The 12506-nt window shown below is 42.8% G+C and carries 10 protein-coding genes; 5 read left to right on the top strand and 5 right to left on the bottom strand.

Going from position 1 to position 12506, the window contains the following annotated elements; translation table 11 throughout:
* Positions 1-72: 72 nt before the first annotated feature.
* The gene (locus HUN01_RS13250; RefSeq protein WP_181931666.1) at positions 73-642 is read left to right on the top strand and encodes an AAA family ATPase; all 570 of its coding nucleotides are present in this window, start codon (positions 73-75) and stop codon (positions 640-642) included.
* Positions 643-762: 120 nt separating this feature from the next.
* A complete protein-coding gene (locus HUN01_RS13245; RefSeq protein ID WP_181931665.1) occupies positions 763-1770 on the top strand; it encodes a DnaJ C-terminal domain-containing protein in 1008 nt (335 codons plus the stop codon).
* A 120-nt stretch (positions 1771-1890) separates the two neighbouring features.
* On the opposite strand, the gene HUN01_RS13240 is transcribed toward HUN01_RS13245, so the two are convergent.
* The 4 genes from HUN01_RS13240 to HUN01_RS13225 form a co-directional block, all read right to left on the bottom strand.
* Positions 1891-3123 (bottom strand): RNA-guided endonuclease InsQ/TnpB family protein, encoded by a 1233-nt coding sequence (locus tag HUN01_RS13240; protein WP_181931664.1) that lies wholly within the window; start codon positions 3121-3123, stop codon positions 1891-1893.
* A 149-nt stretch (positions 3124-3272) separates the two neighbouring features.
* Positions 3273-3953 carry a glutathione S-transferase family protein gene (locus HUN01_RS13235; protein ID WP_181931663.1) on the bottom strand — a complete coding sequence of 227 codons (681 nt, stop codon included), beginning with the start codon at positions 3951-3953 and terminating at the stop codon, positions 3273-3275.
* A 182-nt stretch (positions 3954-4135) separates the two neighbouring features.
* Positions 4136-4672, bottom strand: a complete 537-nt coding sequence (locus HUN01_RS13230) for a peroxiredoxin family protein (RefSeq protein WP_181931662.1) — start codon at positions 4670-4672, stop codon at positions 4136-4138.
* 246 nt (positions 4673-4918) lie between these two features.
* The gene (locus HUN01_RS13225; protein ID WP_069068387.1) at positions 4919-5530 is read right to left on the bottom strand and encodes a peroxiredoxin; all 612 of its coding nucleotides are present in this window, start codon (positions 5528-5530) and stop codon (positions 4919-4921) included.
* Between the two features lie 130 nt (positions 5531-5660).
* On the opposite strand from HUN01_RS13225, the gene HUN01_RS13220 reads away from it, so the two are divergent.
* A complete protein-coding gene (locus HUN01_RS13220) occupies positions 5661-7859 on the top strand; it encodes an amylo-alpha-1,6-glucosidase (RefSeq protein WP_181931661.1) in 2199 nt (732 codons plus the stop codon).
* A 408-nt stretch (positions 7860-8267) separates the two neighbouring features.
* Here HUN01_RS13220 and HUN01_RS13215 read toward each other — a convergent pair whose 3' ends face one another.
* The gene (locus tag HUN01_RS13215) at positions 8268-10301 is read right to left on the bottom strand and encodes a serine/threonine protein kinase (protein WP_181931660.1); all 2034 of its coding nucleotides are present in this window, start codon (positions 10299-10301) and stop codon (positions 8268-8270) included.
* Between the two features lie 412 nt (positions 10302-10713).
* Between HUN01_RS13215 and HUN01_RS13210 the strand changes: the two genes are divergently transcribed.
* Both HUN01_RS13210 and HUN01_RS13205 read left to right on the top strand, forming a co-directional pair.
* Entirely contained in the window at positions 10714-11145 is a 432-nt protein-coding gene (locus HUN01_RS13210; protein ID WP_181931659.1) for an EamA family transporter, read from the top strand.
* Positions 11146-11430: 285 nt separating this feature from the next.
* A complete protein-coding gene (locus tag HUN01_RS13205; RefSeq protein ID WP_338044505.1) occupies positions 11431-12489 on the top strand; it encodes an IS630 family transposase in 1059 nt (352 codons plus the stop codon).
* The last annotated feature ends 17 nt before the right edge of the window (positions 12490-12506 follow it).

Raw genomic sequence — 12506 nt, 5'->3', positions numbered from 1 at the left:
AGTGCTGAGTGCTGAGTTGTGAGTGCTGAGTTAGGAGTATAGTGCTGAGTTAGGAGTTAGGAGTTAGCAGTTATGAGTACAACATCTAATCACTCCTCACTCTTCACTTCTTACTCAGCACTCAGCACTCAGCACTCAGCACTCATATTACTGATTGGTCTTCCAGGTAGCGGTAAGTCAACTTTGACAAAACAATTACTGGCAGAATGCCCCCAGATGTCGCTGATTTCTACGGATGTCATCCGGGGGCAACTGTTTGGTTCCCAAGCCGTTCAGGGACCGTGGCTGCTGATTTGGCGCGAAATTGAGCGGCAATTTCAGCAAGCTATTTCCACCGAAAATACAGCTATTTTCGACGCCACCAACGCCCAGCGCCGCCATCGTCGTGAGGTCATTGCTTTAGCTCGTAATTTGGGCTTTAGCCAGATTACGGGAATTTGGGTTGACACACCAGTTTGGCTGTGTTTGGCACGTAATAAAAGGCGATCGCGTCAGGTTCCAGAAGAAATTATTTTGCGGATGCACCGTCAACTCCGGGATGCTCCCCCAAGCCTAGAAGAAGGACTAGATAACCTGATCCGCTTATCAGAAAAATCAGAGTACGGAAATTGCGATCGCTTGGTGAGCGAGAACCACACTTGATTTTATATATTTTTTGTTAATTTAAAATCAGATTCTTTTTGTTTGGCACTATACCAGACAAATTAAACATCTCTCATCTTAAAAAAAAACATAACGGGAATTTCTATAGGAGGCTGGTAGATGGCTGCAACCGACTTCAAGGACTATTACGCTATTTTGGGAGTTAGTAAGACTGCCAGTCCAGAGGAAATTAAACAAGCTTTTCGTAAATTAGCCCGCAAATATCACCCTGATGTCAACCCAAACAACAAACAGGCAGAAGCACGCTTCAAAGAAGTTAGCGAAGCCTACGAAGTTGTATCAGATCCAGATAAACGCAAAAAATACGACCAATTCGGTCAATATTGGAAACAAGCTGGTGAAGGTTTCCCATCTGGCGGTGTTGGTGCCGATATGGGTAACTTTGACTTCAGTCAATACGGCAATTTTGATGAGTTTATTAATGAGTTGCTAGGACGCTTTGGTGGTGCTGCCCCTCGTGGTGGGCGACAAAGTTACTCACAAAGTTACTCTCCCCGTAATCCTACGGGTGCGCCAAGTGGTTTTGGCGGCTTTAACGATTTTGGGTTTCAAGATGCAGGTGCAGGTACTAACCAGGATAGTGAAGCTGCGATCGCTCTAACTTTTGCTGAAGCATTTAATGGTGTGCAAAAGCGGTTCAGTTTAGGTAACGAAACAATAGATGTCCGCATCCCATCTGGTTCTAAAACTGGTACTCGCCTGCGCGTGCGGGGCAAAGGTCAAATCAACCCCATGACTCAACAACGTGGGGATTTATACTTAAAAGTTGAACTTCAGCCGCACTCGTTCTTCCAAATGGAAGGCGATAACTTGATGTGCGAAGTGGCAATCACACCAGATGAAGCTACTTTGGGAGCATCTATTGATGTACCCACTCCGGATGGTTCAGTTAATGTCAAGCTACCAGCAGGGGTGCGTTCTGGTCAATCTCTGCGTTTACGTGGCAAAGGTTGGCCTCTGGCCAAGGGTGGACGCGGCGATCAGTTAGTGAAGGTGGCGATCGTTCCACCAAAAGACCTCAGCCAACAAGAGCGGGAATATTATGAAAAAATCCGCGCTATACGTACTTATAATCCCCGTAGTCATTTGAACCAAGTCAGGCTGTGAATATTTTGGATTTGTAGAGACGCATTGTAAAGCAGCAGAAAGTGCTGTTTCGCGTCTCTACTGCTGATGAATTCACCCTGAGTTTTGCTGCGCTATTCTGGCCGCCATGACAGACGTGAACTACCCACACTGACTTGGAGTACCAAGTACAGTGTTGGCTTCTGTAATCACGAGGGAGTGCCGCAACTTGGACTTTCGCCCTAGTTTTGGTCTTACCTCCCCTCCTACAGCAGAGACGGCTGAACCTTCCGCCTTTATCATTCTGATACCCTCTGCTCTAATATTTGCGGCTGCGTTTGCATCCCGCGAATGATGAGTATGACAATGAGGACAAGTCCACTCACGGACATCCAATAGCATTTCACCTATTTGATAGAAACAATTAGAGCAAAGCTTAGAACTGGGGAACCATCTATCAATCTCAACCAACTTTCCACCTCTGCGTTCTAGCTTATAGGCTAAAAAGTTAGTGAATGTTCCCCATCCTGCATCAGATATTGATTTTGCTAATTTGTGGTTACAAACCATGCCCTTGACATGAAGATTTTCTACTATGACAGCTTGGCTATCGCTGACCAACTTATAACTAAGTTTATGCAGAAAATCTTGCCTTGAGTTACTAACTCGTTCGTATACTTTAGCAACAACTTTTCTATATCTATTTCTTGAATTACTCCCTTTAACCTTACGTGCTAATTTCTTTTGCTTACGCTTGAGATTTTTTTCATGTTTTGCAAGGTGTTTAGGGTTATCGTAAAAAGATAATTTCTCGCCATCGGTTACGACAGCAAAGTGTTTTAGTCCTAAATCAATGCCATAAATTTTACCTTCTAAAATAACCGGATTTTCACCATCCAACTCAGTCAGGATAGATGCAAGGTATTTCCCAGAGGGTGTTTTGCTCACAGTAACAGTCTTTATTTTCCCCTCAATGAGTCTATGTATTTTGGCTTTAACTATCCCAATATTACCAGGGAGTTTGACATTCCCATCTACAATCTTGACGTTTTGAGGATACTGGATAGACTGCTTACTATGCTTGGATTTGAACTTAGGAAATCCAGCACGTTTCTCAAAAAAGTTCTTATATGCTGTGGTCAAATTGAGTGTTGTAGCCTGTAAAACTTGACTATAACAGTTAGCCAACCACACCGTCCCTTCTGCCTTTTTGAGTGTAGGAAGAAATGCGTTGAGCGCTGCACGGCTAAGTCCTTTCCCCGTCTCCTTATAAGTTTCAATTGACTTATTTAGGGCATAGTTCCACCACCAACGAGCGCAACCAAAAGCTTGAGCTAGTTGATTTTGCTGTTCCAGTGACGGATATAAACGGACTTGTACAACCTTGTGTAACACTCAACATCACCTCCTTGATGCGCTTATTTTACCATAAATATATATTCTGATAAAGCACTAAAACAAAACAATTGTTGATTCGTCATACATCTAATATTTCTTTTTGCTATGCAAAAAATTAATATTAGATGCAATCCTTATCAACCGCCTTATATCCCGCCACTGATTTGGAGTACCAAATTCAGTGGGGGACTTACGGCGTAATAGTTAAAAGCTTCCATTGCTTCCGGTGTAGTCTCGGTAGTTTGCCACGATGGACGTACAATTAAGCGATCGCGCCAAGCATTTAATTTTGGATATTCACTCAAAGATATGCCTACCATTGGCATCAAAGGTACTACAGTCCCAGCAACAACTTCGGTGAGAGTGAGGTTTTGACTACCAAAGTAAGGGCGATCATCTAATAAATTTTCAAAAAACTTCAGCACTGTTGAAATTTTCTGCTTCGCTTGCTCAATTTTTTCTGGATCTGCTCCAGGAAATCCTAATATTTGAGGTAAAAACGTGGTGGTTGCTGGCAAAAGCTCATTCACTGTTACCAGTTGTACCATGCGTGCGATCGCTAAATCCTTGGCATCTTTAGGCAACATCGCAGGTGTAGGGTATTTTGCCTCTAAATAGTCCAGAATTGCTAAAGATTCTACTACATTAAAGCCATCATCTACCAAAACTGGAATGTGATGGAAAGGGTTAATTGCTAAAAAATCTGGTTTAAATTGCTCCCCATTCAGTTTTATCTCTACCAATTCAAACTCAAGTCCTTTTTCCAGCAGAGTAATCCAGACGCGGCGCGAGTTGGGAGAAATTGGCGCGTGATAAAGTGTCAGCATTAGAAAACCTCACAGCTTTATAATTAGGCCGAACATTGCCAATCTTACACCTTATACTCCAATACGGTTCGGTTAAGGTTGTTTGATGAAAATTTTAGATCCCAAAGACGCGATAAATCGCCGCCAAGACAAAAGACTGATTATTGTAGAGACGGCGATTCATCGCGTCTCTTGCCTTAGATTCAATTGAATTGTTCTAACAATGTCTCAACGCTAGCATTGTGATCTAAAAAAGAAAATAAATGCCAGTAACGAAGTTTTCCTTGTTTATCTAATACAAACTGTGCTGGCAAAGGCGCTCCCAGTGCTTGTCCTACTTGGTAAGTACGAAATATTCGACAGCTAGGATCACTCAATAACGGCATTTTTAAACCTAAATCCCTCACAACTATTTGACTCTGCCGTTCATCGGTACTAGTAATCATTAAAACTTCTATACCGCGATTTTTGAATTGTTCGTAGTTTTCATTTAAAGCTTTAATGTGAGGAAAACAAAAGGGACAATATTGTTTTTCAGTAAATATCCGAGTAAAGGCAATTAACACTGGTTGCTTACCTTTATAATCAGACAACTTTACTAATGCTCCGTTGGTAATATCTGGCAATTGAAAGTCTGGTGTTCCCACTCCCAATCTGAGTTTATTGCTAGCTGGAACTGGCAAAAAGTTGCGGAAGAATCGCTCATTTAATAAGCCACTAAAATCAGTTGAAGTAAGCATAATAAAATTTTAGATTTTGGATGATCAAAGATTTATTGGATAAGCTTTTGGGCACTTTATAAGTCACAATCTTTGTTAAAACTGATATATTTTTAACGTTGATTATGTAAATATCATTTTATGAAAAAACCACAGATAAATACGGAGGTTGACATTGTTTAATGTTTATCTCTGCTTATCTGTGGTTTTCATTGATTTTGCTCTCAACTCCAACAGGATGGATTAGAGTTTGCTAGCTAGGGAAATTTAGACAGCAGAGAAGTAAACTTTAGACTTCACTGGATCAGGGTTCATTGTCTTGTCACCAGGTTGCCAACCAGCTGGGCAAACTTCATCGGGGTGAGACTGAACATACTGAATTGCTTGTAATGTCCGCAGGGTTTCATCAACGCTGCGACCAAAAGCTAGATTGTTGATGGTGGCGTGCTGTATGATACCATCTTTATCGATGATGAACAGACCACGCAAGGCAATGCCAGCTGCTGGGTCAAGAACGTTGTAAGCGGCGCTAATCTCTTTCTTGATGTCGGAGACTAGAGGATAATTTAGGTCGCCGACGCCACCAGACTTACGATCAGTTTGAATCCAAGCGAGGTGGGAGAATTCACTGTCAACGGAAGCCCCAAGGACTTCTGTATTGATTTTCTTGAATTCTTCGTAGCGATCGCTAAATGCTGTAATTTCAGTGGGACAAACAAATGTAAAGTCTAGTGGGTAGAAAAACAGGACGACATACTTACCGCGATAATCGGAAAGTTTGATTGTCTTAAATTCCTGATCTACCACAGCCGTTGCTGTGAAATCGGGAGCTTGCTGACCAACGCGGAGGCTTCCTTCGGTTCCGTAAGTAAGGGACATTAACCTAATTCTCCTTTATCGGTTTAGTAGCGTTGAAATTGGGTCAAGTAAAACTCACCCATCCACGCTCTCACAGTTTAATTACGATCTGTTACGACTATATCATACTCATAACGATTTTGAGTAGCAAATGTCTGATTTAGATACAAGAGAATGGTTGCTCACCAATGGCTTGGGAAGTTTTGCCAGTGGTACAGTTTCTGGTGTCCGCACCCGCACTTATCATGGTTGGCTGTTTGCCGCTACAAATCCACCCTCTGGGCGGACTCTGTTGTTTTCGCACCTAGAAGCTAGCTTAGAAGTATTAGGGAAAGTTGTGGCACTGGGGACAAATTTTTGGGGTAACGGTCAGATTGAGCCAACAGGCTACAAACTGCTACGCTGCTTTGATATTAACCCAGTTCCAAAATGGACTTGGGGACAAGATAACTGGCAGTTAACAAGACAATTGTTGATGCCCTATGGCTTGGTGGGGACTGGGGACTGGGGAAGAAGCAGGGGAGCAGGGAGCAGAGAGCAGGATGAAAATTTCTCTCCTCAGCACTCCGCACCCCGCCCCTCTAATGCCCAATGCCCAATGCCCAATGCCGCCCATGCCCAATTTTGCCATAGGACTTTAATTCAGTATCGCTACGATGGAACTGAAACAGCGATTTTACGGTTGCGACTGTTGATAGCAGAACGTGACTTTCACCATCAGCAGACTGCTAGTGAAGAATTAAAGTTTTCACAATTGCTAGGGCAACAGCAAATCTGTCTACAAGCAATCAATTCTGGGCGCTTCGGTATACCTTGGCACTTGCGCTGGACACAAGGAAATTATCAACCAGATGCTGTTTGGTATTGGCATTATGGATTGTCTGAGGAGACGAAACGGGGATTAGGCGACAAGGAAGACCTTTATAGTCCTGGTTACTTGATAGTCACACTCCAACCAGGAGATGCTGTGACTCTAGAGGCACGAGTAGGTTTTCCTGACTCGGTGTCAGGCGTTCTCACCCCCAAAACCTTTGCAGAAGCCGTGGAGGCAGAGCAAGAACGGCTCTCACAGATTTTTGGATGGAGTCAGGAAGGCAGAGAGGCAGGGGAACAAGGGAGCGGGGGAGCAGGGGAGCAGGAGAATAATTACGAATGTCCAATGCCCCATGCCCAATGCCCCATGCCCAATGCTCAATCCCCAATCTGGCAAAAACTACTCAAAGCAAGCGATCAGTTTATCGTCTATCGAGCCTCAATTGCAGGCCCCACAGTCATTGCTGGTTATCACTGGTTTAATGACTGGGGACGCAACACATTAATCTCCTTACCGGGGTTAGCACTAGTTCCCCAGCGCTTTGATTTGGCAAAAGGAGTATTACGGACTTTTGGGCATTATTGTCGCCAGGGTTTGATTCCTAATGTATTTCCTGATATCAATGGTGAACCAATTTATAACAGTATCGATGCGGCGTTGTGGTGGGTTGAAACTTTAGGACTTTATTTAGAAGCTACCCAAGACTGGGAATTTTTGGCAGAGCAATTCCCCGTAGTGCAGCAAATCTACAAAGCATTTGTTGGTGGTACACATTTCCATATTCAAGTTGATGCTACTGATGGGCTAATTAGTTGGGATGCTCGTGGTGTAGCCCTAACTTGGATGGATGTGGTAATTGATTCACACCCCGTCACTCACCGTCACGGGAAGCCAGTGGAAATTAATGCGCTGTGGTATTCTACTTTATGTTGGTTGAGTCAGTGGGCAGAGCGCTTGAGCCAACTTAATTTTGGTGAGCCAGTGCGTCTCACCAAGCAAGCACAGCGTTATGCTCAACAAGCGCAACACGTGAAAACCTCGCTGCAAAAGTTCTGGAATCCTCAGTTGGGCTATTTGTACGATACTATTGAGCCGGACGATCGCCGGAATTTCCAAGTTCGTCCCAATGCCGTTTTGGCGCTGTCACTGCACCATTGTGGGTTTTCTGTTCAGCAAGGGTGTCAGATATTAGATTTGGCAACTGCCAGCTTGCTTACCCCCTATGGTCTTCGCAGTCTCGATCCAGGAGATCCAGAATACAAAGGGAAATACGAGGGCAACCAAGAGCAACGCGATCGCGCTTATCATCAAGGCACTGTTTGGGCTTGGCTAATTGGGCCATACATTCGGGCTTGGCAACGTTTTTACCCACAACAATCGCTGCCTTTTGATTGGCAACCTCTACTAGATCACTTCCTATTGGACGCTTGTCTTGATTCTATTTCTGAGATTTTTGATGGAGATGTACCTCATACACCCAGAGGTGCGATCGCTCAAGCTTGGTCAGTTGCTGAAGTAATCCGTCACATTAAATAATGCTAGGTTCTGAGTGCTGACTTTGAAGAAGAATTCAGAGGTCAGAATTCAGGAGTTAGAATCAAGAAGCTCGCGGACTCGCTAACGCTGCGCTATCAGTGGCGGGTTTGAATCCCCCACTGTCTTGTTGACCACTAAATCTTCTCTTTCAGAGACGCTGCGCGAACGATTTAGTGGGGGTGCAAAAACGCCCTTGATTCATCCGCCAGTCGCACAAAATACCCAACTGAATTCTGGCTCCTGACTCCTGAATTCTGTTTTGATAAAAAATAGCTGTACATTCACAAATTAGATGTCGTAGTTTAATAAATTAATGTCGCTAGTTTTATCCTGATAAACCCCTGTTCTAGATTTTAAATCTCTTTTACCGAAACAGGATATGGAGTGTTGATATAACTAATTAGCTGATTAGTTCTGAATGCGCTGATCGCTATTAGGTAAACCTTGCTCCTTATTTGGCTCTTTACCAGATTGCGATTGAGTAGATATAAAAGTTACTAATGCCAGAGTCATTCCAATGGCAAAGACCACTCCCAGGATTCGCAAAAAATTGGGAGTAATTCTTGTAGCTAGCTGCTCACTTAGCCTTGGTTGGTAAATAGTGTCATCCGTTGGCACTTGTTGTCTACCTTGACTAGATACTGGTCGCGGTTGATATAAAGTTACATCTCGCGGCACTTGTTGCCCATTTTGACTAGATCCAGGTCGCGGTTGAAACAATGTCCTATCTGGTGGCACTTGTTGCCCACTTTGACTAGATCCAGGTCGCGGTTGAAACAATGTCTTATCTGGTGGTACTTGTTCTCCACGTTGATTAGCCCCAGGTCGAGGTTGAAACAATGTCTTATCTGGTGGTACTCGTTGTCCGCTTTGATTAGCCCCAGGTCGCGGTTGGAACAAAGTCTTATCTGGTGGCACTTGTTGTCCACTTTGATTAGCCCCAGGTCGCGGTTGAAACAATGTCTTATCTGGTGGCACTTGTTGCCCACCTTGATTAGACGCAGGTCGTGGTTGATACAATGTCACATCCGGTTTGTTGGCGTTCGGATTATTCACAGGACTCTGTTGACTTTGCTCAATTGGGTTAAATGGTCTCGGAACGGTTTCGTGATTTGAACCTTGGTTGTATCCAGATTGAAGGGGAGGAATGGTTTCCTCGGATTGGTTTTGCTCAATCGGGTTAAATTGTCTTGGAATGGTTTCGTGATTTGAACCCTGATTATATGCAGATGGAGGACGCAGAATAGTGTCGTCGTTCGATTGTCTTGGAACGGTTTCGTGATTTGAACCCTGATTATATGCAGATGGAGGACGCAGAATAGTATCGTCGCTCGATTGTCTTGGAATGGTTTCGTGATTTGAACCCTGATTATATGCAGATGGAGGACGCAGAATAGTGTCGTCGCTCGATTGTCTCGGAACGGTTTCGCTATTTGAACCTTGATTATAGGAAGATTGCCCACTAATCTGGTCGGGTACACTAGTAGTCCCGGTGGCAAATTTGGCAGCAGCTTGCAAAGCCTGATTCAGTTCTGCTACGGTTGCAAATCGGTTTGCTGGGTTTTTGTGAAGACATTTCATCACCACCGCTTCCAATTGTATGGGTAAATGCTCACAGCCTGGTTGCGATCGCAGTGGTTTCGGTGGCTCATAAGCATGAGCTAATACCCAAGAAGCCTCACTGATATGACTACCCTTAATGCTGATTCCAAATGGGTCGGCTGCACTCAGCATTTCATAAAGGATAATCCCTAAGCTGTAAATATCACCTCTAGCATCCAAGTTTTGATCGCTTTGGATCTGTTCAGGAGGTGCGTAACGAAATGTACCGATAAATGTACTAGTTATATTTGTAATATTGGAATTTTCTGAAGATTCACTCCGAATTTTGGCAACACCAAAATCCAAAACTTTGACCCACTCTCCCAAATCTGTAGGTACTAGAAATATATTATCTGGCTTCAGGTCGCGGTGAATTACCTGAATATGTTCAGTGGTTTTGCCACCTTCCCGTTGCAGAGTCACTCCCTGATGGGCAAGCTGTAAACCCTTGCAAACTTGCGCCATAATCTTCACCGTCCGCTCAACAGATAGCCGCTTTTCGCGCAGCAATAATTGCCTGAGCGTTTGTCCCCGCAAATATTCCATCACATAAAATGGAAAACCTTCTGGGGTAACTCCACAGTCACTAATCTTAACAATGTGGTCACTTTGCAAAGCAGCACAAACTGCCACTTCACGCTCAAAACGCTTTCTCATTTCTAATGATGCCACCAGCGTATCTTTGAGCAACTTCAACGCTACCTGTTGACCAACACGGGTATCCGTTGCTAGGAAGACTTCTCCCATGCCACCCCCGCCTAACCGTCTGTCTAAACGGTATCGCTGGTTATCACCTACAAAGCGACCATTCCAAGAATTTGAAGAAGGTGGGGATTTCATCTGGGGGAACCCATCCTAGTTACTTTAAAGTGTTAGCTTTAGTCCGAGATAGTACTAGTATTACAAATATGATTGCTTGCTTCGTAACCTAGATAAATATTAGTAATATATGCTACCAGCATTTTTCTAACTATACCCAGCTTAACATAAAAGTAATGCTAGCAATTTGATAAAATGTTTAAAATTAAGACCTATGACAGTTGAAATTTGTTCCTAATGTTAAGTTAATGCAAAGTTGACGAAAGTAATAGCTTCAGTAGTGCTGAGTCTTGAGTGCTGAGTAACCAAGAGAGGGAAGCGGCAAAGCGCAAACTACGAACCTAACAAGTCAAACTTGACAGATGAGTAATTTATGCTAGCAAGATGAGCTTAAATTACACTGCTAATTTTGACTAGTGAATCAGGAGGCAAGATGGAAAGCAACACCAGAGCATGGTGGATATATGCATTATTTTCGGCTGGCTTTGCAGCATTGACAACTATCTTTGCCAAAATTGGCATAGAAAATGTGAATCCTAATTTAGCAACAGCAATCCGAACTGTTGTCATCTTAGTAGTTGCTTGGGGGATTGTACTTTTTCAGGGAAATGTAGTTAATATCTTAGCTATACCCCAAAAAACCATGATCTTCTTATTATTATCTGGACTATCTACAGGGTTATCATGGATTTTTTACTTCCAAGCCTTACAAGCCGGAAAAGCCTCTCTTGTAGCACCAATTGATAAATCAAGCTTAGTATTAGTTTTATTATTTTCAGTCATTTTTTTGGGAGAATCCTTAAGCTGGAAGATTATTTTAGGAACTGGGTTAATATTCATAGGTACTTTAGTTTTAATCATTTAAAGTCTTAACTAAGCTCGACTTTATCCCAAATTCAGAACTTGGTTCCCTGGATACGGCAAAAACTTTTTCCATATCACTAATTCTCGTTAAAATCGAAAAAGTAAAACTACCGTCACACAAAGTTTTCAGTATCAGCTTGAACATTGCCGAAAAATGGATAAAGTCGAGCTAAGAGGATGTTTTAAAAGTACCGGAAGGTATAATTTTGCTGTTATAGGAATCATATTTGATTTCTGAAAAAAACTACGAGATAATACGGACAGAATATTTGTCTAATAGCTAACAATGATAAACCAGCATCTACAAGCCGCGATCGCAGAACTACAAGAATTTATAGATGATCGCCCAGATGCGCGTGAGGTGAGGAAAGCGTTGGCAGTCAAATTGGTTTATCAAGGCTACAAGTATGAGGAAATTCAAACAATTTTAGATGTGTCACTGGGTTCGATAACAAGCTGGAAGCAAGCTTATGAGGAAGATGGAATTTCGGGACTGCGCCTGAACCACAAGGGAAAAAAAAGTTACTTAACTGCTCAACAACGAGAAGAAGTTTTAAGTTGGTTGCAAACAAAAGAATGTTGGGAACTTGGTGAACTCGAATATAAATTGGCTTTTGAATATGATGTAACTTATGAGTCAAAGCGGAGCTATTATGACTTATTTGATGCGGCAGGAATTAGTTGGAAGAAAACTACTTCTTTAAATCCAAAAGCTGACGAGGACGCTGTTGCTGCAAAAAAAAAAGAGATTGAAACACTATTGGCAAGGCATCGGCAGGAAATTGAAGAAGGAAAGTTGAGAGTATTGCTGCTTGATGAGTGTCATTTAATGTGGGGAGATTTAAGTGGGTATGTCTGGGGAAAAACTGACCAAGAAATAGCAGTGAGAGTTGTTAATATACGAGACAAACAGACATACTACGGGGCAGTTGACTATCTGGAGGGAAGCTTACTACTAAAAGCGTATAACGCAGGTAACTCAGAAAATACAATTGATTATCTACGTTATTTATTAGATCAGTCCCCCCAATCAAAGATTACTTCTTTTTGGGATGGTGCTTCTTACCATCGTTCACATCTGGTTCAAAACTTTTTAGGCGAGGTAAACCAAGATTTGTCTCAAGAGGAGTGGAAAATTCACTGCGTCCGCTTTGCTCCTAATTGCCCGTCACAAAATCCAATTGAGGATATTTGGTTACAAGCTAAAACCTGGGTGCGGCGTTTCTGTGCCTTGATTCCTTCGTTCTCACATCTCAAATGGATGTTTGAGTGGTTTATCCGGCACACTACCTTTGATTTTGCGACTCTTCAAATGTACGGAGCTTTTTCAGAAATCAAATATTAGTCCTATATGTAGGAATC

The organism is Nostoc edaphicum CCNP1411, assembly GCF_014023275.1.
Taxonomy (GTDB): domain Bacteria; phylum Cyanobacteriota; class Cyanobacteriia; order Cyanobacteriales; family Nostocaceae; genus Nostoc; species Nostoc edaphicum_A.
The sequence above is the reverse complement of the archived record's forward strand: the minus strand, read 5'-3'. Positions and strand labels throughout refer to the sequence as shown.